The following is a 24,207-nucleotide window of genomic DNA, read 5'->3' as shown; positions in this document are numbered from 1 at the left end:
ACGAATGTAATGTACATAATGGGGAGAGTAATAGCTATGAATAATCGGAAAGAGGATCAAAGGATCTTTAAGGAAATTCTGCAAGAAAGGAGTAGTGATGCTGCTGCTAAAGATAAATTCTATCGGATTTTGCATGAGGCTTCGATGGCTGATGCGGAGACGATGGATACCGATTTGCTAAAAGAATGTGTTCAGACCCTTGATTTACTTGAGGAAGACACATTGCCGCTTTCAGATGAAAAGGCACAAGCAATGCAGAGGAATATTGAAAACCAATACAGGACCTGGAAATTGACTAAACATAGAACTGTTGTAAAAAAATTAATAATTAGAGTTTCAGCCGTTTTCTTATTGTTTTTTTGCTTCTCCTCCATTGTAGCCAATGCATTCGGGTTAAACTTTTTCAAGATAGTTGCCAGTTGGGGAGAAGAAACTTTCGATTTTATGGCAGTAACAAACCCGCGGCCAACCGATAATGCGGCAAACGATCAAACCTATGAGAGCATTGATAAAGCTTTTGAAAATGTGGAATCCAGGCCACTTTTGCCGGAGTGGTTACCAGAGGGTTTCCATTTTAAGTATGCAGAGAAATTTGAACGAACAACAAATACTAGAATCATGTTGTATTATTCCTCTGAACAAGCGGATGACATTCTTATTATTGATTATTTGTTGTATAAACAAGGATATGTAGTTGAAGGAGGGACTTCTTTCGAAAAGGATGAAACGCCCGTAATAACCTTCGATCAAAATGGCATCAAATATTACATTTTTCATAACTTGGAGCAAACACAAGTTGTTTGGTCAAATACAAATTTAGTAATCAATATCAATGGCAGAATTTCCGTAGAGGAAATGAGGAAGATGATTGAATCTATACCTACAAATGGAGGTCAAGACTGATGAGTGTGTTGCGGAAGTATGTATCGTTATCGATGGTTATGGTTCTATTGTTATCCTTTTATTCCACGGCTTTTGCAGCCGGGGATGATCAAGTGCTTCGAGCAAGTCCATACATTCGATCCTCAAGTATTAACGTTTTTGCGGATGGAAACGGAAAGTTAAGGGTGGAATCCTACGTGGGAGCTACAGGTGTTGTTGACAAGTTAGGGATTAAGGAGCTATCGATCCAAAAAAAAAGTAACGGTTATTGGGTGCCTGTGGAAGTGTTGATTAGCGATAATTATAAAGATGATGCTATCAGTTACATCTACGATACGTTCTACTATGGTTCTGCCGGTACAACTTATAGAGCTTATGTTGAATTTTATGTAGAAAAAGATAATGGGTCAGAAACAAAAATATCTGTTTCTTCTCCTGTAACATTGGAATGATCAGTTCCTTGGGAAATAGAAGTTCGTCCTGATTTATTTTATTGAAGATCCCAAATGGGGCTCTTATGATTACGATTTTTCGGACGGGGAATCTCTGGGACTGAATAGGCTACCCAAGCTGAAGCAGCGGTATTATGTACAGAATCTATCAAACATATAACTGAGACTAATATAGCAATGTACTGCTAAGCGGATGTCTCCGGAATTGACCGGAGACATCCGCTTCAAAAAAGGTACATTTGTGCATCCGGATAGGGGTACAATGAAGGGCCGGACACTGGGTTCCTTTATTGAACTAACAACTTAACTGGTGCTTTCAAGATTTTTTGTTGACTCACGTAACCCGATCTGCGACCATCCCGACATAAGCCAGTAGGTTCCCCGCGAACCGTTAAGATGATTTTCAGTGTGATACAAAAATTTGAATTAAGGAGTAAGAACTGCTCGCTTTTTTTTTGGACTGATCAGTTCAGATATGTTATATTACCATTACGGGAGGTGTTACTTATCGCCAGGACAAAAGAGTTTAACAAAGATCAAGCGCTGCACCAAGCGATGCTGTTGTTTTGGAAAAAAGGATACGAGGCAGCCAGCATACCGGATTTACTGGAAGTGATGGGTATTAGCCGGTCCAGTCTTTATGATACTTTTTCTGACAAGCATACCTTGTATACGGCTGCCCTGGAGCATTATAAAAAGGGGAGCTTTGATAAACAAGCTATTCTTGAACGGGCATCAACCGTTAGAGATGGAATTCTTCAATTTTTTGAGCATCATATTGCGTCAGCATATGATACCAGCCTGCCGGGCGGGTGTTTTGTAACGAATACAGCTACAACATTAGAGTCGCCAGATGAAAAAATAAATGAGTTGATAAAGACAAGTTTCTTGGAGTTAGAACAAGCTTTTTGTGAGCTGTTGGAAAAGGGTCAACAATCGGGCGAAATTAATAAATCAACTGATATCAAAGCATTATCTTATTTATTGCTGAACTTACATCAAAGCATAAATATTATGGCAAAAACAGGTCAGGATCCGGAACGCGCAAAAGAGATGATAACTTTTGTAATTGCAGGAGTATAATTTTTTTTGTCGATAACGGAACGATCGTTCCGTTATCGTGTTCATTATATTTATGGTGGTGATATTTGTGAAAGTATCTGTAGGAGCATAAATTTTTTTTGATCAAATTGGAACAATCGTTCCGTTATTGCGAAATCCATCATAAATATGGAGGTGAGACTAATGAAGGTATCGTTTATCGGACTTGGGAATATGGGTTTTCCCATGGCACAAAATCTGTTGAAAGCGGGTTATGAATTAATCATCTTTAATCGGACCCCTGAAAAAGTTGAACCATTAATGAAACAGGGAGCACGATATGCCGAAACACCGCTAGAGGCAGCAAAAGAAAGCAATCTTGTAATAACCATGCTTTCTGACGATGCCGCTTTAGAGGAGGTTGTTGAGGGGCCGAATGGTGTCTTGAATGGATTACCGGAAAAAGGAATTCACGTATCTGCCAGTACGATTAGCGTAGATCTGGCTCGGAAGTTATCCGCCGCGCATGCGGAGAGAAAGCAACACTTTGTGTCTGCCACGGTGCTGGGGCGTCCGGATGCGGCTAAAGCAGCTGCATTGCGCATCATTTTGGCAGGTCCGGAACAAGCAAGACAACGGGTACTTCCAGTTTTAACAGCATTGGGTCAAGAGATATTCGAGATTGGGGAGCACGGCGAAGAAGGGAATGTTGTAAAAATAGGTGTTAACTTTTTAATTGCTTCGATGCTGGAGGCTTTGTCGGAAGCGCAGCTAATGGTAGAAAAGCACGGCATCGAGCCAGCCCGATTTATGGATGTCGTGAATGCTCTTTTTCAATCTCCGATATATCAGAACTATGGAGCGATCATGACCGAACAGCGTTTTGAACCGGCCGGTTTTAAAATGAAGCTTGGAATGAAGGATGTTGCATTGGCTATTGAGGCAGCTCAGTCCGTTCAAGCTCCTCTGCCTTTGGGAGAACTGATCCATCATCATTTGCATGAAGGACTGGCCAATGGTTATGGTGAGCTTGATTGGACCGCTTTAATTCGTTGTCTGAAGCATTCTAACTAAAAATAGGGTTGAGCCGATTCTGTTCGGCAAATTGCAGGAGAAAAAACAAAAAAAAGGTGAGATGAACCATGGAAATAGGCGTTACTTCGTTCGTAGAAACAAAGCCTGATACTGAGACCGGAATTGTGATGAGTCATGCACAGCGATTACGCGAAGTCGTCGGAGAAATCGTTCTTGCCGATCGGGTTGGATTGGATGTTTTCGGTATAGGTGAGCATCATCGGGAAGATTATGCAGCTTCTTCACCAGCAGTGGTGTTGTCTGCTGCTGCCCCCCTAACTAAACGGATTCGATTAACGAGTGCTGTGACGGTCCTTTCATCAGCTGATCCTGTGCGAGTGTTTCAGGATTTTGCCACGCTTGACGGCATCTCCAATGGACGTGCCGAGATTATAGCGGGCCGGGGTTCCTTCGTTGAATCCTTTCCGTTGTTCGGGTATGACTTACATGACTATGAGGAATTATTTAATGAAAACATTGAACTGCTTCTGAAAATACGGGAATCCGAGAAAGTAACATGGAGAGGAGGCCATCGATCAGCGATACATAATCTGGGTGTGTACCCGCGGCCCATTCAGTCCTCTTTACCCATATGGATTGGCAGCGGGGGGAACCAAGATTCAGCCGTACGTGCAGGCCTTCTGGGTCTGCCAATGGTCCTGGCTATTATTGGTGGAAGCCCGGCGAATTTTGCGCCGCTTGTACAACTGTATAAAAAAGCGGCAGCCCACGCCGGGCATGATGTATCGCGGCTTCAGGTGGGTTCACATTCAATCGGATTCGTCGCAGAAGATACAGAACGGGCGGCGGAACTCTTTTTTCCGTCTACCCAATACGGCATGAATAAGCTCGGCAAAGAGCGGGGATGGGGGCATTACGATCGTTCCAGCTATGATGCTGCCCGACGCTTTGATGGTGCGTTGTATGTTGGGGATCCGGAAACAGTCGCCCAAAAAATCATCCATCTGCGCAAGCATGTAGGGATTACACGTTTCATGATGTATGTCCCATTAAGCACGATGCCGCATGAGTTGGTTATGCGGGCTATAGAACTGCTCGGTACAGAGGTTGCTCCACGAGTACGAGAGGGAATTGCCAAATGGGAAGCTGAAATGAAATAAGGTTTATCTATGGGGAAAACGTGAACGAACGATTTTATTTGTAGGGATTTTCATGAGTATAGAAACACGTATACTACCAGAATTAAGAGAGGTATATTCACAATTTCCAGGGTTTCAATTGGATGAGAATTTAGTGTGGAGTAGGAGCTTAGTATCGGCTGCGCCCGTGAAGAGATCAGAGGCGAACGGATGACTTGCTTCCAGCCATGCTATGGATTCACGGGGGGCGGATACGTGTTGGGACATCCTGATATGGACGACGGAGGAGGCGGAATTGCTTGGCATTGATGTGAATCGGGTGGCAATTGCCGGTGCAAGCGGTGGCGGCGGGCTGACAGCAGCACTCGCGCTGATGGCACGTGATAAAGGAGGACCGTCTATTATCTTCCAAATGCCGTTGTACCCGATGCTTGACAACCGTAACATCACGCCGTCAAGCCATGAGATTACGGAAAAAGGCGCAATCTGGAACCGAATGGACAACTCGGCAGCTTGGAACATGTATCTGGGCGAGGAGAACGATGGCCCGAGCACTTCATCCAAAAGGGGTCTTTGTTGATGGAGGATCATCAAGTTGTAGTTATTATCAGTGAGAACAACAGAATTGGATCGGGGTATTTGATATGCACCCGATAGAATAATAATCGTTCCCAGGTTGATGTCTATCCACCCGCATTATTCATCGCACACACGATAACAGTGACAGCTATGAAATAGAAGATATTGATCACGTTTCTAACGGGAAACGTTAGTTAAATGAAACAGCGACAGTCTAGGACTTTATTTTTCGGTCCTTTGCTATCGCTGTTTCAATTTCTAGGGTCAGTCTAAAACCGGAACCGGATTTCCCATACCTGTGAGAAATGGGAGACGTAGACCGGAGCAGCCGACATCCATTTACAGGATTCTGCATAAAAGTCGGCAGATGCTAGCCTCACATTCCCCAAGAGTACCCTATCCAAAATTATCGGAAATACAGTAAGGAGTACCAGCGGGATCACTTTTATGTCTGCAGGTTTTGTTGAAGAAATCACTAGTAAGCTTAGCGGGAACAGCTTTCACAATGGTGTTGAATTGAATGTCACGGCAACTGATATCTATTGCTCACCGTCCAGATAGAGTGGCAACAAGAAACATTAAATACTATGAATGAAATCTACTATAAAATGCATAAATTTACACTTTATGAGTCAGAGTATAGGTAAGGGTAGATTTAAGCTACCAATCGTCATGGCATTTCGTTATTCCTCCATAAAATAAAGTGTAACTTGACTAAATACACCTAAGTGAAGTACCATGTGTATAAATGATAGTGTATACTATCAAATGATATATTTTAATATCGTATATTGAAGCTCTAAATCATGTATTGATCAAATAACGACAATAAGGGATAGAAGTAATAAATAAATGAATTACATCATTAGAAAACAATATAAACCAATCGATAGGAGCATTGATTATGATAACAGTCATTTCAATTGTACCAGCCAATCCGCATTCACTTGATGGAGCTTACCTTAATTTAATGGCAGTTGGAGATTTAGCGCATACGATTGCAGGTTCGAGCAACCAAAGCATCGTAGGAGAGACCTTCCAAAAGCTATGGCACTCTAAGCGCAATAGATTCAGTCATGAATATGCTTTTGAGGCGAAAATGGGCGATAAAACGCTAGGAATGATCACGTGCTTACCCATTAGCGTTCTGGAACAATTGATCTCGTCAACGGTGAAACAACTGTTTTCATACAGAAAATTAGGCCTGATCGCTTACAATCTTCAGCATCTGAGAGCTTTTTTCTCTACAATTTCACTGAAAGAAGGTTTCGAAGGAGAATATCATATCGCTACACTTGCGGCAATACCTGAAAGCAGAGGAATGGGTATCGGCTCCCAGCTCATTGAACATGCGGAAAAGCAGGCGATAAAAAAAGGCTATAGCGTAATTTCTCTGACGGTCAAAAAAGAGAATCATCTCGCGGCCAAATTATACTCCAGACTCGGCTATGAAATTACATCGGAAGTGAATAAACCCTCTGTGTCGTTGTACAGAATGGTCAAAAAACTAACTATTTGACCGGCTAGGTGATGGTATACTATCAAATAAGTTGTAATTGAACCAAAAAGACAAAATATACTATTGGGGTGTGCTGAATGAAAAAAGAAATGCCTATAAACAAACAAACGAGGCTGAACACCATTTTGGATGAAGCAACGAAGTTGCTTATTGAGAAGCCAAATGCTTCCATGAGTGAAATTGCTGACGCGTCAGGGATCGGAATTGCTACGTTGCACCGTTATGTGGAGAGTAGGGAACAGTTGATGATTCATCTAGGGTTCCGCGCCATTGAAGTCGTAAGGGCGACAATTGAGGGAATTCCACTTACTGAAGAAAACTGTGAGGATTATTTTCCGAGATTAATTGAAGCGCTTATTCCACTTGGTGATAAGATTTATTTCCTAGGACATGATGCCTCTGTGAATTATAACCCGGACATTGAAGGTGCCGATCAAAAGCTAAGGGAACCAGCACTGAAAGCGATCAGCATGCTACAACAGAAGGGATATCTCCGCCATGATATTAATTCGAAGTGGATTATAGATGTTCTGTATTCAATCCTTTTTCTGACATGGCAACAGGTGATTGACGGACAAATTGCTAGAAAGTCGGCTGCGGCACTTGTGGTCGATACGTTTTATAATGGCTTCAAGACTAAATGAGATCGCGACATAGATCGGGTCAGACAAGTTAACCGGGCTGAACTGGTGATAATTCATCGGCACAATCTATTCAAGAACATCAAATGGAACCGGCGTAAAAATCGTATAGTAGCTCCGGGTGAATAACAGATATACTCTTAACACAAAATAACCAACCATGCCAGCTTTATTATATTGTTTATTTTATGTTTGGTAGCTTATTTAGTTGGGGTAGATAGTGCTGGGTTCTTGCCCTTTTTCGCATGTCGATCTCCTAAACCACGTACTATAAAATGATTGGGTATGAAGACGTAATAAATAAAAAAAGATAACGCTTACATATGCTTGCGGTATAATTTTGGAGACATGCCATAGGCCTTGGTAAATTGGCGGGTAAAATAGTTGCTGTCGTTGAAACCACTTTTGTAGGATATTTCTGAAATAGGGAGATTTGTCTTCTTCAATAACATACATGCGTGTTCCAAGCGAAGCTGCTGAAGATAGGCGAAGGGTGTCGTTTGATAATAGGATTGGAAGATCCGGTTCAAATGCCTTACGGAAATATTCGATTTCGCTGCAATTTCTTCACGTGAAAGCCACTCCAGATAGTTATCCTCCATGTAAGAAATGGCATTTGCCAAATGCATTAAATTGCTTTGAACCCCTTGTCCTTCCTGCTTCTCATACTGCCTGGACAAATGTACGACGAGCTCCATAAACCGTGAACGCAGCATCGTCTGATATCCCTGCAATTTACGGTTATATTCCTCTATCATGAAATCCAGGAGTGATGAGATATAGTCTAAATGTGAAATCGGTAAACTTAATTTTCTTGTTAAATATTGGATATTTAGATAGGGATGCTCCAAAATAAAAAGAGCCTGAAAACCGTTTGATTTTCTCAGTTCAGGACATGCCAATTTCAGAAACTCAGATTTGTACATAACATTGCAAATTCGGAAATTATTAGGGGCTTTATAGGCGTGAGAGGTAGCACCGTCAATGATAAAAACGTCCCCTCTTTTAATAAAGAATTCTTCAGTATTGACAATATGTGTAGCATTTCCGTGCAGAACGATAACGAGCTCGGAGAAATCAACATGATTATGCATATACATGTCTTCCTGATGTCCACCGTACTGAATATAGAACTTGAATTGTTCGTCGGACGTAAACCAATTTAAATAAACACTCTTCATTCGGAACACTCCTCTCACCTGGGATTTATGTACATTTGTCCCTATCATCCTATTTTATGGCTTTAAAATCAAGGTTTAAGAACAAAGACTAAAACTATAATCTAACTGAGAGCGAAATTTACAGAGGAGTCGGTGGGCTTCAGATTATTGATACTAATTATAGAAGGGAGTAATTACGAAAAATCTCCGTCGTACCTTTTTGCTATTTGCGCAAACGTTCTCACTTTCATCTCCACTTCTTTCTTTTCTAGCTTCTAGTATTAAATCGTTATAAAACCATTTTAAAATTCTAAATATGTAAGCGGATTCATAAATTCAGCGATTTCACGTCTAGCATTAGTCCTGATTTATAGCAGTTTCAGGCTGTAAATACATAATTTTAGAGGGGAGTGTAATATGAAGAGAAGTGCAAGATCACTATGGAGCATCGTTCGGCTTTTCGCGTTGTTGTTGCAGACATGGGGCTTGATTGCAGTTCCACGAAATAATGCTCTAGCTGCAAATGCTAGTAGCGTATAGGCGGCTACGGATTACGATTACTCATTATAGCGGGTGTATTTTATTACGGAGGAGTGATTGTGGTGACTAGCGTATACAAAGTTCTAAAGACAGATAATGATTTTTCTAGGGCTGCGAATACTCAGGCACCTGTGGCCGTCTTTGAGCGCCGAGGTGATCTGGCCGTTTGTATTGTGAATTATGGAGGATTGGTAAAAGAGTGGAGTGAGGATAGTGTTAATATTGATGATACTTATTATAGGAGGGACCAATTTGAATTTAGAATAGCTTTGGCTTAATAGGTCACTGGAAAGCGAGGGATTTTCAAAAAATCCTTACCTGTTAACAATATACGGGTGTATGTGAAATAATAAATCGGAGATTATTTTGCTCTTTGTGCAAACGTTCTCGCTACCTCATCTCCACTATAGCTTCTAGTATTAAATCGTCATAAGTCCAATTCTATATCCTAGTTTTGTATGCGAATACATAAACTCATTACTTCCAGCATCTAGCATTAGCCTTGTTTTATAGCCAGTTTCAGCGGCTGTAAATAAATAATTATAGAGGAGAGTGTGATATGAAGAGAAGGGCAAGATCACTATGGAGCATCGTTCTGTTTGTCGCGTTGTTGTTGCAGACCTTTGGCTTGACTGCGGTTCCACAGAATAACGCTCTAGCTGCAAATGATAGTAGCGTGCAGGCGGCAGCGGATTACGGATTGCCAAGTAAAACTTCAGACGGTGTCATCTTTCATGCATGGAACTGGTCATTTGATAACATAACTAGAAATTTACCGGCGCTCGCTGCTGCAGGCTTTAAATCTGTACAAACTTCTCCCGTTCAACCCACTAAGGAAGGTTCGACCGATGGTAGTAAATGGTGGCTCCTGTACCAGCCAACACACTTCTCGGTAGGTAATACTCAACTCGGATCAAGGGATCAATTCAAAAAAATGTGTGACGAAGCCCAAAAATACGGTATCAGCATCATTGTCGATGTGGTTGCTAATCATACAAGCAATGCTGGTGGTGGCAGCAGTACGTATATACCTGGCACAAATGTCGATCCGGCGATACGCAACAATCCTTATTTTTGGCATGAAGCCAGAGGAGTGGAAAACTGGAACGACAGATGGCAGGTTACCCAGTGGGGCATTGGTCTTCCGGATTTGAATACATCGAATCAAGAATTGCAGAATATGATCATCAATTTCCTGAATGATGCCATTTCTCTTGGGGCGGACGGTTTCCGTTTTGACGCAGCGAAGCATATTGAACTGCCCGATGATCCAAATGGCTCAGCCTCAAACTTCTGGCCCCGTGTGCTGGGTTCACTAAACAATAAAAACAACCTGTATATTTATGGTGAAGTGCTGCAAGGAGGAGCAGACCGTTTCGCGGCTTATGCGAACTATATCAATCTGGCGGCTCCAACCTACGGGCATAATGTTAGAAATGCAGTTGGTTTTGGAAGCGCAATCAATGTAAATAGTGCCACATCGTTCAATGCAAATGATGTGAATCCGTCGAAACTGGTAACTTGGGTGGAATCTCATGATACGTATGCCAACGACAGCAAAGAAACGACTGGCATGAATGATTGGCAAATCAAAATGGGATGGTCAATCATCGCGGCCCGTGCACAGACAACCTCACTGTTCTTTGACAGACCGGTTGGAGGCGGCACCCTCGGTCAGGTCGGAAGTACGCTATGGCAGGATTCAGACGTAACGGCAGTCAACAAATTCCATAACGCTATGGCGGGCCAAGGTGAATATTTAAGAACCCAAGGCAATCAAATTATGCTCATTGAACGTGGAACCAAAGGAATGACTATTGTTAATCTTGGTGGGGACACCTATATCAATTCGAACACCAATCTTGCAAGCGGTACCTATATTAACCAGGCAAGTGGTGGCGGTACGTTTACTGTCTCAGGCGGAAAAATCACCGGAAATCTGGGTGGCGGAAAAATTGCCGTGTTGTATGAAGCTGCAACGCCAACGCCAACCATTTCAATTAATGTTGCAGAAGGCTCTTTCTATACGGATACCTTGGCAGTCAAAATGACTTTAAGCAATGCAGACAGCGCATCTTACTCGGTGAATAATGCTACTGAAACTGTGTTCAGATCTGGCGATACGGTTACACTAGGCGCAGGCGCGTCGTTTGGCACTTCCTTTGTTCTGAAAATTAAGGCAAACAATTCAGCAGGCCAAACGGTCAAAACCTATACTTTCGTCAAAGATGATGCTAACGCCGCACTGAAAGTCCACTATTACAAGCCTTCGAGCTGGAGTACACCGAATATTTACTATTATGACGCTACTGTGACTCCAAAGAAAGAAGGAGCGGCTTGGCCGGGAACTGCGATGACCAGTGAAGGCGACAACTGGTATTCCTATTCCATATCCGGTTGGCGGCAGGCCAAAGTAATCTTTAATTCCGGAAGCAATCAGATCCCGGGAGCCGAGCAGGAAGGTTATTCGATAAGCGGAGAGAAGTGGATTAAGGATGGTGCGATCTATTCACAAAATCCGGATGTCGTTAGACCAACTATCTCCATTGACCAGCCGGAAGGAACCTTCAGCGGAGACAGCCTTGGAGTAACTGTTACGTATCAGAACGCAAATAACGCTACTTACACTTTGAATGGCAGTGCTGCTGTACCCATAACCTCCGGGCAGAAAATCACCATTGGAGCGGGTGATGCTGCCGGAACGGTATACAGCCTCGTTGTAGTGGCAGCTAATGCAAAAACATCAACAACGGCAACGTACACTTTTACGAAACAGACGTCGTCAAAGGATATTACCGTTCATTACTATAAACCTTCATCATGGGGTACACCAAACATATATTACTATGACGAAACGGTAACACCGAAAAAAGAGGGAGCCGCCTGGCCTGGTGTGGCAATGACTAATGAAGGAGGCGGTTGGTATTCTTACAAAATTAGTGGTTGGAATCAAGCAAAGGTGATCTTCAACAGCAATGGACAGCAAATCCCGGTATCGGAGCAGCCGGGATACCTGGTAACGCAAAATTCCTGGATCAAGGACGGTATCGTTGCAGGCCAGCAACCGGAAAGCAGCACGGTCCCGGTCACGTTTACCATTAAAGATGCCTCAACTAATCTGGGACAGAAGCTATATATTAGCGGCAATATTGCCGAGCTTGGTAACTGGGATCCGGCAAAAGCAATCGGACCGGCATCCAATCCGAATCACCCGGATTGGACGATCACGATTAACCTTCCAGTAGGTAAGTCTATTCAGTTTAAGGCGATCAAAAAAGACGGCAGCGGAAACGTGGTTTGGGAAGGCGGTGACAATCACACCTATACAGTATCAGCCTCAAGCCCTGCAGTAGATTTATATTTCCACAACTAGTTAGTTTATAACTCTAGCCGGTACGCCGCATATCAGCGTTCCGGTTAGAGTGAATTTAAGAAGAAGGCATAAGCATTCTTAATATTTGCCCTGAAGACATTCTTATGAGCCAGATGAATAAGAGCTTTAGGACTGATAAACCGCATGGTAACGAATGGGACGGGATGCTGTGCAGACGATCACGTACAAAGATAAGCTGTATTGGTTCTGGGGTGATACCGACAGACCGGCATATCCGCTGGGGAACTTCCGTGTGACGGGAGCAACTTCTCAGATGCCGCAAAACGGCGGATTGGATCCGGACGCCGGCGTGAATCTGGACTATTTCACAAAAGAGGACGGTTTCGTCAAAAGCTTGGTGCCGCAACTACCTGACGGCGCCGGAATAGCTTGGGTGTTCGGTTTGATGACCGCCAAGGACAGTGCCGGACATGAGCGCCTGCTCGCCGGATACAGTACCCATAATCCCGGACTCAGCGCTTTCGGTATTGTTGCCTTTAATGACAATATTAAGGAGTTCGAGCAAATCGTCCAGTTCCCTTCCAAAGACGATTGGCGCCATCCGGGCGGCCAGGACTATGTTGAAATCGTATTGGACGGGATCGCCCGATGGCCATTTGCGGCATTGGCGTTTGGCAGGATGCCGTAGGGAACAGGCGCGGATTGCCGGAGCATTTTTTCGGGACCCTCGGCAAAGACACGGCGCCATGGGACTTTCCCGGTATTTTCCTGATGGAATTGTCATTAATTTGGGTCAAAACGATTATTCTACGCCGATTGATGATGAGGAGTATATTGCAACAACTATCTTGCCAGTGTGAATAAGGTCGTGGCCCATTCTAATCAAATTGGAAACGGAAAGATATTATTGGTTGATTTAGGGCTGATTCATCCAGAGGTGGAAGGATGGGGCGGCCGTTACCATCCCGGCTATCAGACGCATTACCGGATGGGAATTGCTTAAGCGTCCGTTGATCGCCACGGAATGAGCCCAATGGCCCTGATTTTGGTGGGGAAAGTGAGCTGTGGGACCGATTGGGGCTGCAACCCCGGGGACATTATAGACTAGTAGTAACAATAAAGATAAGAAACTACAACATCAGGCGGGTCCCTGCTAATGAAAATATGTTTAAATGTTCAACTGTTTTAGCATATGCCGCCATTCGGATGAATATATAGTATATTATGGATTTCACTCGATGGAAGGTGATCGTTGGGAATCATTTCTCTTCATTTTCTAAAAAACTCCTATAGTAGAAGATATTGACTTTGTTTGTTCCCTAAAACAAACAAGACTTCTACATAGGAGTTTTTACTTTGATTAATAAAAGTATGGGTCGGGAAATGCTAATTTGTCTACTGAGTCATTGCTGGAAATCTTCTTAGCCGCACAGAGTCAGCCCAGGAAGCATAATAAGTTTATGCAGGCGCGTAAACTTTTCCAGTAATATTGACTGGACCAGTAATGGTGATATCTCCCTGGAGATCATCAGGGTTTGAGGCAAACACTTGAATTGCATGAAACCCTACAGATACATTCGTAAGAATGGAATGGAACGCTGTGGTCATTTCAAGCGGTTCATCTTCATCATTTGAAATGGACTCTTGTTCAGCACTACCAACAACGACTCCATCCATAAGGATCTGAAGGGAGAGTTTGGGTTGATCAGGCGGTGTAGCAAAAACGTTCGTCACCTGCCAACCTACTGTAGTAGTAAGTTCTATGAAGTTGGTTGCAGTCGGAACATTAATTCCAAATTCTAATATCAACTTTGCTGTTGCATTAATTGGAACATTTACTCCGTTATCCAGGTTCGTCTGGGTACTTCTAACGAATTCAACTAAGCTATGTGCCATATGTTCACCTCCACTTATTTTATTAATCAGCATATGGCATATTTTATTTTATGTTTGTGTCAATGTCCTATTAACTAAAAACTCTAATTTACAAAGGAGGAAGAAAAATGAAAATTCTTTTTATTACTTCAGGTTTTAGAGCAGTTTATTACTTTTTTGAACAAAGTATAGTAGAAGCATTTCAGAATGCAGGCCACTATTGTGAATCTTTTACATTAAATAATGGTTTTGATGCATTAAAACTTAAGAAACAATCTTTGCAGCCAGATCTTATTTTAGCAATGGCCGGATTGAAAATTTCCAAACCAACACTAGAATTCTTAAAACAAACAAAAGTAAAGTCGGCCATTTGGTTGACGGAAGACCCTTATTATATGGATTGGACCATTCCGCTCATCACTTATTTCGACTACATTTTCACCATTGATCAAGCTGCATTAGAACAATATAAAAGACTTGGGCGTCCAAATGTTTATCATCTTCCGCTAGGAACAGATCCAGAAGTGTTTCATTCCACACTAGTCTCTGAAGAGTTTACAAGTGATATTTGTTTAGTAGGAGTACCATATAGTAATCGAATTGAGCTTATTGAATTCTTGTTAAAGAGAACAGACTATCAAATTCAAATCGTTGGGAGAGGGTGGGGCAAACATAATAATGAATGGAACAAAAATTTAAATCGAGATTTAAATTTAGTGAACGCCTGGGTAAAGCCCGAAACCGTTGTGAATTATTATAATGGTTCTAAAATTGTTTTAAATATCCACCGTCCTTCTGATGAGAAATACAATAAAAATCGTATTGGCATTATTGCCAAAAGTATCAACAATCGTACCTTTGATGCTGCCAGTTGCGAAGTATTTCAACTTATTGATTCTAAAGAAGAGCTGGTACAACATTTTGAGGAAGGGAAGGAAATTGTTTCTTTCCAAGATAAGAATGATTTACTTGAGAAGATTCATTATTATATTGCACACGATGAAGAACGCAGACAAATGGCTATAAAAGCAAGAAAACGCGTTTTGACTTCACACACCTTTCAGCATCGAATCGATCATTTGCTGATGAAGGTTCAATCATAAATTGCCGTAACTACGGCGAATGTTTTGGACATCCAGCCGCTGTTGTCTCCGGATTTCCTGATTTATACCGCTTCTAGCGGATAAAATCCGGAGACAGCATATGCTCCGATGCGAGCTTTCCTTCGGAAAGCTTTCGGGCGGACGCTTTCGCTCTTCCAGTTCCAAAAATCCCCACCTCCCCCCGTGACTTTGACTTCCCTCAGTCCTTCTTCATCTTCGTTTTGTGTATTATTTTCCAACTGTCATCAACTCCTGACTATGTGTAGAAGCAAGCTGAATCAGCTGCCGCACACGTTCATCTACCAGGGAGTAAAACGCCAGCTTTCCTTCTTTGCGGTATTTAACCAGGTTTATTTTTTTAGCGTCCTAAGATGATGCGATGCCGTTGCAAGCGGGGATCCGATGATATTTGCCACATTAAAAACAACATACGAATTAGATGAGACTAATTCACACGCTAAATTTAGTCTTATATCCTATTACGTTTTGATTATCAATACATAGTATGAAAGTATACAGCACTAGGGGGGGCGATATTGATTGACAAGGGTATCCATAATCATGACTAGTTACAATAAGCCTGTTAGATCACGAAGTCCATTCAATCCATTTTAACTGAAGAATAATGTAATTATAAGAAAAAAATGTAGAAAGAAGGAAGGTTTTAGAATTGGAGAAGAACTCACCATATTCTAATTTAAAAGAAAAATTAATTTCCCTAAAGGCTAAAGTTGGCGTAATTGGACTTGGCTATGTAGGGATGCCTTTAGCAATTGAATTATCAAAAAAAGGTTACCAAGTTTATGGAATTGATATTAATGTAGAAAAAATCAGTAGATTAAAGAACATGGATTTCTATATTTCAGGAGTAAATAAAGAAGATTTACACGAAGTGATAAACAGTAAAAAATTTATTCCTACAAATGATTTTTCAGTAATTTTATCTTTAGATTCTATTAACATTTGTGTTCCTACTCCTTTAACAAAGGATAACATCCCGGATATGTCGTATATAAAATCAGTAGTTGAAGAAATAAAACAATATATGCATAAAGAATTACTCATTATTTTAGAAAGTACTACTTATCCGGGTACAACAGAGGAATTGATCGAATATGAATTGACAAAAAAAGGATATAAAGCTGGTGAGGATTATTTTCTTTGTTTTTCTCCAGAAAGAGTAGATCCTGGTAATGGCAAATATAATACAAAAAACATACCAAAAGTAATTGGAGGAAAAACACAATTCTGTACTGAAATAGCAACCTTGTTATATAAGGATGCCATTCAATCACTTGTGACTGTTTCTTCCCCTAAGATAGCCGAAATGAGTAAGCTTTTAGAAAATACATTTCGCAGTGTGAATATTGCATTCATTAATGAAATGGCGTTGTTATGCGAAAAATTAGAAATAAATATATGGGAAGTAATTAAAGCGGCGAGTACAAAACCCTTTGGTTTTATGCCATTTTCTCCTGGCCCTGGTGTTGGAGGACACTGCATTCCTCTTGACCCTATGTACTTATCATGGAAAGCAAGAGAATTAAACTTTTATAGCCGTTTCATTGAATTAGCACATGAAATAAATCATTATATGCCGGAGTATGTGTTAAATAAGGTTGAAATAGCGCTTAATAAGGTTAATAAATCTGTCAGAAACTCTAAAATATTATTACTAGGCATGGCGTATAAGCCGAATATTGATGATTTACGGGAATCTCCTAGTCTTTCGATCTATCATACATTAAAAGAAATGGGCGCTATAGTTGAATACAATGATCCTTATGCAACCCAGTTTACAGATAATGAAGGAAATATTGTACATTCCATTGAATTGGATCATCAAAATCTTCGTAATTTTGATTGTATTATCTTATTAACAAACCATAATGTTTATAACTACCACGAGATTTCGGAAAATTCCAACTTAATTATGGATACAAGAAATGCCTTTAAAAATATAGATACACCTAACATTGTAAGGATCGGAGATTCTCCTCCAGGTTGCTGAGCTTCATTCAGCATAACAGGTACCTGGCTCAGAACTTTTGCGTTAGCAGACGCTGTGTAAGTGGTACACGTTTAGATTAGCAAACATACTGGAGGTATTTACTAATGGAGCAAAACAAAATAATATATCAATCTGAAGTAGGTACTTCAGTCGGTCAAATTAATAAAAATAAAGTTGTCGTTTATACTGCTATCACAGCTAATTATGACAATCTTTATGAACCCCAGTATAAATCCGATAAATTTGATTATGTATGCTTCACTGATAATCCGGATATAAAATCAAATTTTTGGAAGATAATACCCTTCCCGCGTGAGAATCTTGATTCGACAAGAAAGGCAAGATATGTAAAAATACAACCGCACTTGTTTTTTCAAGACTATAACTACAGTGTATGGGTAGATGCAAATATTACTATCGTTGGAGATCTACACGAGTTGCTGCAAAGTTATTTGAAGGAATCTTCACTTGTCTTTTTTAGGCACTCTGATGGAAGAAACTGCATATATAAAGAGGCAGAAGTTTGCATACGGAGAAACAAAGATGACAAAAATGTCATTCTTGCCCAAGCTGAAAAATATGAAAAAGAGAGATACCCAGAAAATAATGGCCTTATTTCTACTGGAGTAATTCTAAGGAGACACAATGATCCGAAAATTATAGAAACAATGGACGCTTGGTGGAATGAAGTTGAAAACTTCAGTAAAAGAGATCAGATGAGCTTTAATTATATCGCTTGGAAGTATAATACCCCTTTTTCTATTCTCGATGATTACATTAGGGACAATAAATACTTCAAATGGAGAATTCACGATCATGAGACAAATCAAAAAAAATCTTTGATCTAATGTCAATACGAAGTATTAAAGTCACGAAGAATGAATATTTCGGTGGGATAGAGCCATGAGTTAATAAGTGAGAGCCAGCCGGGGAGGGGGCTCTCTAAGCGAAAGTGACTGTTACTTGCATGGACAGCTCGATGCAATGCTAATGGTCAAAGAAAAAGGGTGATAATAAAATGAGGTTCGGTGGTAGCGATAAATTAACAATTCAATCCATATTTAAGGAAGTAATGAATAACTTCACATATGAATTCTGGGTTAAGCCTGAAGCAACTCATCAAATTAGAAAAGAGTCAGTTATAGGTGCTTCAGGTATTTCAGATCAAAGGTATGTTATTGCAGCTGGTTATGGGGGCGATAATGAGTATGCTGGAACAGGAGTGTCAGTAGGGACGAATGGTGTTTCAGTTTTTGAACATACAGCAAATCATCTGCCAGCTACTTTAGTATATGAAACAAGTATTACTGACTGGACTCACATTGCAATTGTTTATCGTGATAAAACCCCATATCTTTTTATTAATGGTGAGATTAGAAAAATGGGTTTGAAAAGCCTGAAAACAAATGTTTTTGCCTCAGGGATAATCGGGGGTCTGAGTAATTACGGTTTTTTTATTGGTGAAATTACTAATGTTAGAATTTGGGATTATGCTAGAACAAGGAGACAAATTTACGAGAATATGAATAATGGAATGACTGAAAAAAAACCGGGCTTAATAAGTTTAATTTTAGAAGAAGACAGACTGAATAAGCAAAATCTAATAAGTAATGATGAACGTAATGAAACTAATACTGAAGAAATTGATGTAATCATTTGTGTGCATAATGCTTTAGAGGAAGTAAAAGTATGTCTCGAGTCATTAATTGCTAAGAGAACATTAACCTTTAATATTATTATAGTTGATGATGGCAGTAACAAGGAAACAAGTAAATTTTTAAGGGTATATGCTGAAGTCTATAATTGTAAGCTTATTAGAAATGATTATGCACAAGGATATACAATTGCCGCTAATATAGGGTTGCTGGCATCATCTTCTAAATATTGTGTGTTACTTAATAGTGATACAATCGTTACACTTCGCTGGTTAGAAAAGCTAATTGCATGTATGGAATCTGAGAAAGCTGTAGGTATAGCAGGTCCTCTTTCCAATGCAGCTTCTTGGCAATCCGTACCAAAATTGTTTGAACAAAATGATTGGGCAAAAAATTCACTCCCGGAAAAAATGAACTTGGAACAAATGTCAAATTTAGTGGAAAACCGGTCAGATAAATGTTATCCAGAGGTTCCACTTTTAAATGGATTTTGTTTAATGGTTAAAAGAGAGGTTATAGATAAAATTGGTTATTTTGATCAGGAGACTTTTTCGGAAGGATATGGCGAAGAAAATGATTATTGTATCCGAGCAAAAAATGCTGGCTTCAAACTAAAAGTAGCCGATGATTGTTACGTGTATCATTATAAATCTAGTAGTTACACGAGTGACCAAAAAAAATTGTTGAAAAAACAAGCAGATAAGCTAATTTGCAGAAAGTATTCCAGTAAAAAAATAAGAGATTGTATGACAGTTTTAAAAGAAAATAAGGAACTAAACACTTTGAGGAAAAAAGTTGAAAATGCGATAGAAAACGGTGAAAATTTAAAAAGAAGTAATATCTCGATTTTATTTATTTTGCCAACAAAAGGAGGAGATGGGGGATCACACTCAGTTGTACAGGAAACAATGGGACTTCGTACATTGAATGTAAATGCAAAAATAGCCAACAATCTTAACTATAAGATTCCATTTTCTGAAAAATACTTAAATTTTGATGAGTTTTGTGTTTATTATAAAAATCAAGATGAGTTAATTCGCCTTTCTCAACACTTCGACATCGTAGTAGCTACCGTATTTACAACGGTGAAAATGTTAAAAAACATCATCGAATGTCACCCCTATATAAAACCCTCCTACTATATACAAGATTATGAACCATTGATGTTTGATAAAGATCATCATTGGTATAAAGAAGCGATAGAATCTTATACATTAATTCTAAATAATAATGCTTTTGCCAAAACGGATTGGATCCGTAATATAATAAAAGAAAATCATGGAATTGAGGTTTATAAAATTGCTCCGAGTTTAGACAACATGCTTTTTAAACCTGCAGTGACAATAAATAATCGTAAAAAAGATGTTGTTCATATTGTGGCAATGGTCAGGCCAAAAACTCCTCGAAGATCGCCTAAAGAAACAATGAATGTGTTGAAAGCGATAAAAGAAAAATATAATTCAAAAATAGAAATTTCTATATTCGGTTGCTCTGATAATGAATTGAACTCTTTAAATATTCCTTTGAATTTTGATTTTAAAAATCAGGGGATACTCCATAGGGAACAAGTTGCAGAGCTTTTACAAGACTCCAATATTTTTATTGATTTATCAACTTATCAAGCTTTTGGACGTTCAGGATTAGAGGCAATGGCAATTGGTTGCTCTACTATCCTTCCAAAGATAGGAGGAATATATGAATATGCGGTACATGGATACAACAGTTTTTTAGTTGATACTGCTAATAATGAAGAGGTTATTCATTTTATAAGTTATTTAGTAGAAAATAAAAGTATAAGAAATAAATTTTTCTTAAATGGAATAGAAACTGCTAAAAATTATTCGATAGAAAAAGCAAGTCTTTCGCAGTATCGATTTTTCGATAATATGTTAAATAATAAAGAAAAAGGGAATTGACAGAATACACATAAGTCAATTCCCTAATTCATGTCCACTTGATTGTAATATTGATTATACCAGGTTATAAATTTGTTGATACCGTCGTCAATTGATGTATTTGGTTTAAAGCCTACATCTTCAAATAAATTTTTTATGTCAGCATAGGTTTGGTACACATCCCCAGCTTGCATTGGATAATATTTTTTAATCGCTTTTTTTCCAGTTGAATGTTCAATCGCTTGAATTAAATCTATTAATCTTTCAGGTTTATTATTCCCAATATTATAAACCTTGTAGGGTAAGGTTTTATTAAATATTGCAGGAGAGTTTTCTATAAGTCTAGTGACACCTTCAATAATATCATCAATATAAGTAAAATCCCGGTACATATCTCCATTATTAAATACTTTTATCATTTTATCTTCAATAATAGCCTTTGTAAAAGAGTAATATGCCATATCAGGTCTTCCATACGGACCATAAACTGTGAAGAAACGCAATCCGGTTGCAGGTATTCTATAAAGGTGACTATAAGTATGTGCCATTAGTTCATTAGACTTTTTTGTAGCTGCATATAAACTAACGGGTTGATCAACCATGTCTTCTGTTGAAAATGGTATCTTTTGATTAGAACCATACACAGAACTTGAGGAAGCATAAAGCAGGTGGCTTACTTTGTGGTGTCTACACATCTCGAGAATATTGAAGAATCCCACAATATTGGATTGTATATAAACATGTGGTTTCTCAATGCTATATCTTACACCTGCTTGTGCCGCTAGGTTGATTACTATATCAATGTTGTTTTTTGAAAACAAGTTTTCAAGATAGTCCCTGTCAATTAAATCTGCTTTATGGAAAGTGAAATGATCAAATTTCTTCAATATGTTTAAACGGCTAAGTTTAAGGTTCACGTCATAATAATCGTTCATGTTGTCATATCCTATTACTTTGCAACCCATGCTCAATAACTTTTTGGAAAGGTGCATACCAATAAAGCCGGCTGCACCTGTAACAAGATATGTTTTTGTGCTATCTACAGGTTTTAAATTCATTTTACACACCTACACCATAGTATTTAAATCCTTTTCCAGTTAATTCTTGTTTATCGTAAATATTTCTAAAATCAAAGAAATACTTTCCACTATTTAGTTCATCATATTTATCAAAATCCAGGTTTCTGAATTCATTCCATTCAGTGAGAATCAAAGTAGCATCCGTATTTGTAATAGCCTCGTAAGTTTCTTCACACCAAATCAGGTTATCTTTTATATCATGAAGACGCCATGTACCTTCTTCACGTCCTTTTGGATCATATACCTTTAGCTTTATACCATACTTCACTAATTCTGGTAAGATGACTAATGAAGGTGCTTCCCTCATATCATCTGTATTAGGTTTAAAAGTAATCCCTAGAACCGCTATAGTTTTTCCCTCAACTTCACCCAGAGCATCCACGATCTTATCTACCATTTTAAGCTTTTGTCTTTCATTAGCTTTTATAGTAGCTTCTATTAAAGAGAGAGGTTCACCGCTATCTTGGGCAATTTTAACGAGAGATCTGGTATCCTTTGGAAAACAGCTTCCTCCATAACCAGGACCTGCATGTAAAAATTTGGGGGAGATGCGTCCGTCCTTTCCCATTGCTTTAGCTACTTTTTGAACGTCAGCCCCCACCTTTTCACAAAGATTAGCTACTTCATTAATAAAGGTAATTTTCATGGCAAGAAAGGCATTTGATGCGTACTTAATGATTTCTGCCGTTTCAATGTTCGTTATGACAAAAGGAGTTTCATTGATATATAGGACTCGATATACTTCTTTCATTAGATTGATAGCTTTTTCATTCTCAGCACCGATAACTACTCTATCGGGATGAGTAAAGTCTCTAACTGCAGATCCCTCTCTTAAAAATTCAGGGTTTGAAACTACGTCGAAAGTATAGTTTACCCCTCTTTCGTTTAGAGCATCTTGCACCAGTGACTTGACTTTTTGTCCTGTTCCTACGGGTACAGTCGACTTATTGACAATCACCTTATATCCATTCATGTAAGTAGCTATACTCTCGGCAACAGTAAGAACATATTGAAGATCAGCACTTCCGTCATCTGCTGGGGGTGTTCCAACCGCAATGATGATAATGTCATTTTTTTCTACTGCATCCTGGATATTAGTTGTAAAATATAGTCGTTTATAATAATAATTTTTTTCGACCATTGTTTCTAATTCTGGCTCATATATGGGAATAATACCTTGTTTTAAACGAGCAATTTTGTTTTGATCAATATCAACACATGTAACTTTATGGCCAAAGTCTGACAGGATTGCTCCCGACACTAAACCAACATAACCTGTACCTACTACGGCAATTCTGGACATTAATTACACCTCTTATATACTTTTTAAGTAGTAGAGATTTAATATCTGATCAAACTTTTTTGCTACAGCATTATAATTGTAGTTCTCTAAAATATAAGGCTGTATCTCACTTAAATACTTTTGTCTTTGTTCCTCATCACTAAGGATGGAAAGAGCCTTTTGTAATTCATTTTCATTATTGACAATGGCATAATCTAACTTGAACTTACGAAGTAACTCAGAATAAGCAGCAGAATTTGATACAATTGTGGGAATACCATTTGCAATCGTCACTAGCAATCTGTTATTGCTCTTTTGTTTTTCCAAACTATCGTGAGACAAAAAGCATAGACTATAACGTTTTAGATTATTAATAAATCCTTCATATTTCCATTCTATTAACTCAACATTGTCTAATTTAATGTCTTTATTGCCTATAACACCTATTGAATATTTAGGTTGCGCAGATATATAATCAATTGCCCACATGGCTGATTCTAAATTACCTAGTTGGTGATTACCAAACCAAACCACTTTTCCGTTAAACGGTGAAAGGGAAGGGTTCAATTGTTCAACATAATCGATACCATCATTCAAAATGCAACAAGGTTTACCTAGCTTCAATTCCTCTATCCGCGCTTTTTGAGTTTCATTTGCAACAGTAATTAAATCAGCTTGCTGCGCAACTTGGTTAAATGATTCTCTGGCATCATCGTACTGCCGTCCTACCACATCATAGATGAGAAAAACCTTTCGTTTTTTTTTTTGATCTAGAATTTTTATTAAATTTTCTTGTGAAGCGGATTGATTCACAACAATAATGTCAGCATTCTCCGGATCATCAAGATTAGCTATATACTTGTTGGGAAATAACTTTTGAAGATGATCTATTAGATATAAAGCCCGAAGTCTTGATGTGGCATTTTTTATAAAAGGCCTTCTTTTGGGGATAAATGTTATCTTAATCGGATTATTTTCCACTTTT

At 39.2% G+C, this 24,207-nt stretch carries 21 protein-coding genes and 1 pseudogene; 15 read left to right on the top strand and 7 right to left on the bottom strand.

Going from position 1 to position 24,207, the window contains the following annotated elements:
• Nucleotides 1–36 precede the first annotated feature (36 nt).
• The 8 genes from NSS79_RS25285 (at nt 37) to NSS79_RS25250 (ending at nt 7,291) form a co-directional block, all read left to right on the top strand.
• Entirely contained in the window at nt 37–903 is an 867-nt protein-coding gene (locus tag NSS79_RS25285) for a DUF4367 domain-containing protein (RefSeq protein ID WP_342436630.1), read from the top strand.
• Entirely contained in the window at nt 903–1,334 is a 432-nt protein-coding gene (locus NSS79_RS25280) for a hypothetical protein (RefSeq protein ID WP_342436629.1), read from the top strand. The genes NSS79_RS25285 and NSS79_RS25280 overlap by 1 nt, the downstream gene beginning before the upstream one ends.
• Before the next feature lie 408 nt (nt 1,335–1,742).
• Complete coding sequence (locus tag NSS79_RS25275; protein ID WP_342436628.1) at nt 1,743–2,417, top strand: TetR/AcrR family transcriptional regulator; 675 nt, start codon at nt 1,743–1,745, stop codon at nt 2,415–2,417.
• Between the two features lie 141 nt (nt 2,418–2,558).
• On the top strand, nt 2,559–3,449 hold the full coding sequence (locus tag NSS79_RS25270) for an NAD(P)-dependent oxidoreductase (protein ID WP_342440436.1): 891 nt from the start codon (nt 2,559–2,561) through the stop codon (nt 3,447–3,449).
• Between the two features lie 68 nt (nt 3,450–3,517).
• A complete protein-coding gene (locus NSS79_RS25265) occupies nt 3,518–4,570 on the top strand; it encodes an LLM class flavin-dependent oxidoreductase (protein WP_342436627.1) in 1,053 nt (350 codons plus the stop codon).
• 211 nt (nt 4,571–4,781) lie between these two features.
• Nucleotides 4,782–5,129, top strand: coding sequence for an alpha/beta hydrolase fold domain-containing protein (locus tag NSS79_RS25260; RefSeq protein ID WP_342436626.1), 348 nt, complete (start codon nt 4,782–4,784; stop codon nt 5,127–5,129).
• A gap of 906 nt (nt 5,130–6,035) precedes the next feature.
• Nucleotides 6,036–6,647, top strand: a complete 612-nt coding sequence (locus tag NSS79_RS25255) for an N-acetyltransferase (protein ID WP_342440435.1) — start codon at nt 6,036–6,038, stop codon at nt 6,645–6,647.
• Between the two features lie 77 nt (nt 6,648–6,724).
• A complete protein-coding gene (locus NSS79_RS25250) occupies nt 6,725–7,291 on the top strand; it encodes a helix-turn-helix domain-containing protein (protein ID WP_342436625.1) in 567 nt (188 codons plus the stop codon).
• Between the two features lie 314 nt (nt 7,292–7,605).
• Here the strand turns inward: NSS79_RS25250 and NSS79_RS25245 are convergent, their stop codons facing one another.
• Entirely contained in the window at nt 7,606–8,469 is an 864-nt protein-coding gene (locus tag NSS79_RS25245) for an AraC family transcriptional regulator (RefSeq protein ID WP_342436624.1), read from the bottom strand.
• A 581-nt stretch (nt 8,470–9,050) separates the two neighbouring features.
• Between NSS79_RS25245 and NSS79_RS25240 the strand changes: the two genes are divergently transcribed.
• The 3 genes from NSS79_RS25240 to NSS79_RS25230 all read left to right on the top strand — a co-directional run bounded on the left by NSS79_RS25240 (nt 9,051) and on the right by NSS79_RS25230 (nt 13,010).
• The gene (locus NSS79_RS25240) at nt 9,051–9,266 is read left to right on the top strand and encodes a hypothetical protein (protein WP_342436623.1); all 216 of its coding nucleotides are present in this window, start codon (nt 9,051–9,053) and stop codon (nt 9,264–9,266) included.
• 281 nt (nt 9,267–9,547) lie between these two features.
• Entirely contained in the window at nt 9,548–12,361 is a 2,814-nt protein-coding gene (locus NSS79_RS25235) for a starch-binding protein (protein ID WP_342436622.1), read from the top strand.
• A gap of 154 nt (nt 12,362–12,515) precedes the next feature.
• Entirely contained in the window at nt 12,516–13,010 is a 495-nt protein-coding gene (locus tag NSS79_RS25230) for a hypothetical protein (RefSeq protein ID WP_342436621.1), read from the top strand.
• 770 nt (nt 13,011–13,780) lie between these two features.
• On the opposite strand, the gene NSS79_RS25225 is transcribed toward NSS79_RS25230, so the two are convergent.
• Complete coding sequence (locus tag NSS79_RS25225) at nt 13,781–14,218, bottom strand: hypothetical protein (RefSeq protein ID WP_342436620.1); 438 nt, start codon at nt 14,216–14,218, stop codon at nt 13,781–13,783.
• Nucleotides 14,219–14,325: 107 nt separating this feature from the next.
• Between NSS79_RS25225 and NSS79_RS25220 the strand changes: the two genes are divergently transcribed.
• On the top strand, nt 14,326–15,300 hold the full coding sequence (locus NSS79_RS25220; RefSeq protein ID WP_342436619.1) for a glycosyltransferase: 975 nt from the start codon (nt 14,326–14,328) through the stop codon (nt 15,298–15,300).
• 62 nt (nt 15,301–15,362) lie between these two features.
• Here NSS79_RS25220 and NSS79_RS25215 read toward each other — a convergent pair whose 3' ends face one another.
• Nucleotides 15,363–15,539, bottom strand: a complete 177-nt coding sequence (locus tag NSS79_RS25215) for a hypothetical protein (RefSeq protein ID WP_342436618.1) — start codon at nt 15,537–15,539, stop codon at nt 15,363–15,365.
• Nucleotides 15,529–15,725, bottom strand: a pseudogene (locus tag NSS79_RS25210) (transcriptional regulator); the annotation flags it as partial. The pseudogene NSS79_RS25210 and the gene NSS79_RS25215, both read right to left, overlap by 11 nt.
• 245 nt (nt 15,726–15,970) lie before the next feature.
• Between NSS79_RS25210 and NSS79_RS25205 the strand changes: the two are divergent.
• The 3 genes from NSS79_RS25205 to NSS79_RS25195 all read left to right on the top strand — a co-directional run bounded on the left by NSS79_RS25205 (nt 15,971) and on the right by NSS79_RS25195 (nt 20,882).
• Nucleotides 15,971–17,311: a nucleotide sugar dehydrogenase gene (locus tag NSS79_RS25205; RefSeq protein ID WP_342436617.1), complete on the top strand. Its 1,341-nt coding sequence runs from the start codon at nt 15,971–15,973 to the stop codon at nt 17,309–17,311.
• A gap of 104 nt (nt 17,312–17,415) precedes the next feature.
• Nucleotides 17,416–18,159 carry a glycosyltransferase domain-containing protein gene (locus tag NSS79_RS25200; protein WP_342436616.1) on the top strand — a complete coding sequence of 248 codons (744 nt, stop codon included), beginning with the start codon at nt 17,416–17,418 and terminating at the stop codon, nt 18,157–18,159.
• Nucleotides 18,160–18,329: 170 nt separating this feature from the next.
• The gene (locus NSS79_RS25195) at nt 18,330–20,882 is read left to right on the top strand and encodes a glycosyltransferase (RefSeq protein WP_342436615.1); all 2,553 of its coding nucleotides are present in this window, start codon (nt 18,330–18,332) and stop codon (nt 20,880–20,882) included.
• A 23-nt stretch (nt 20,883–20,905) separates the two neighbouring features.
• On the opposite strand, the gene NSS79_RS25190 is transcribed toward NSS79_RS25195, so the two are convergent.
• Genes NSS79_RS25190 through NSS79_RS25180 form a run of 3 tightly spaced genes read right to left on the bottom strand, consistent with a single transcriptional unit; the run spans nt 20,906 to nt 24,203 of the window.
• Nucleotides 20,906–21,919 carry a GDP-mannose 4,6-dehydratase gene (locus NSS79_RS25190; protein ID WP_342436614.1) on the bottom strand — a complete coding sequence of 338 codons (1,014 nt, stop codon included), beginning with the start codon at nt 21,917–21,919 and terminating at the stop codon, nt 20,906–20,908.
• A gap of 1 nt (nt 21,920) precedes the next feature.
• Complete coding sequence (locus NSS79_RS25185; RefSeq protein ID WP_342436613.1) at nt 21,921–23,243, bottom strand: UDP-glucose/GDP-mannose dehydrogenase family protein; 1,323 nt, start codon at nt 23,241–23,243, stop codon at nt 21,921–21,923.
• A 12-nt stretch (nt 23,244–23,255) separates the two neighbouring features.
• Complete coding sequence (locus NSS79_RS25180; RefSeq protein ID WP_342436612.1) at nt 23,256–24,203, bottom strand: hypothetical protein; 948 nt, start codon at nt 24,201–24,203, stop codon at nt 23,256–23,258.
• Nucleotides 24,204–24,207 lie beyond the last annotated feature (4 nt).

This window comes from Paenibacillus sp. FSL L8-0436 (genome assembly GCF_038593025.1).
Taxonomy (GTDB): domain Bacteria; phylum Bacillota; class Bacilli; order Paenibacillales; family Paenibacillaceae; genus Paenibacillus_AQ.
This window is presented reverse-complemented; position numbering and strand designations above follow the sequence as displayed.

Bases quoted from the DNA above. Each gene is read 5' to 3' on its own strand.
- NSS79_RS25265 (WP_342436627.1), top strand. From the start codon at position 3,518: ATGGAAATAGGCGTTACTTCGTTCGTAGAAACAAAGCCTGATACTGAG.
- NSS79_RS25235 (WP_342436622.1), top strand. From the start codon at position 9,548: ATGAAGAGAAGGGCAAGATCACTATGGAGCATCGTTCTGTTTGTCGCG.
- NSS79_RS25245 (WP_342436624.1), bottom strand. From the start codon at position 8,469: ATGAAGAGTGTTTATTTAAATTGGTTTACGTCCGACGAACAATTCAAG.
- NSS79_RS25185 (WP_342436613.1), bottom strand. From the start codon at position 23,243: ATGTCCAGAATTGCCGTAGTAGGTACAGGTTATGTTGGTTTAGTGTCG.
- NSS79_RS25190 (WP_342436614.1), bottom strand. From the start codon at position 21,919: ATGAATTTAAAACCTGTAGATAGCACAAAAACATATCTTGTTACAGGT.
- NSS79_RS25225 (WP_342436620.1), bottom strand. From the start codon at position 14,218: ATGGCACATAGCTTAGTTGAATTCGTTAGAAGTACCCAGACGAACCTG.
- NSS79_RS25230 (WP_342436621.1), top strand. From the start codon at position 12,516: ATGGGACGGGATGCTGTGCAGACGATCACGTACAAAGATAAGCTGTAT.
- NSS79_RS25200 (WP_342436616.1), top strand. From the start codon at position 17,416: ATGGAGCAAAACAAAATAATATATCAATCTGAAGTAGGTACTTCAGTC.
- NSS79_RS25195 (WP_342436615.1), top strand. From the start codon at position 18,330: ATGAGGTTCGGTGGTAGCGATAAATTAACAATTCAATCCATATTTAAG.
- NSS79_RS25260 (WP_342436626.1), top strand. From the start codon at position 4,782: ATGGATTCACGGGGGGCGGATACGTGTTGGGACATCCTGATATGGACG.
- NSS79_RS25250 (WP_342436625.1), top strand. From the start codon at position 6,725: ATGAAAAAAGAAATGCCTATAAACAAACAAACGAGGCTGAACACCATT.
- NSS79_RS25280 (WP_342436629.1), top strand. From the start codon at position 903: ATGAGTGTGTTGCGGAAGTATGTATCGTTATCGATGGTTATGGTTCTA.
- NSS79_RS25285 (WP_342436630.1), top strand. From the start codon at position 37: ATGAATAATCGGAAAGAGGATCAAAGGATCTTTAAGGAAATTCTGCAA.
- NSS79_RS25220 (WP_342436619.1), top strand. From the start codon at position 14,326: ATGAAAATTCTTTTTATTACTTCAGGTTTTAGAGCAGTTTATTACTTT.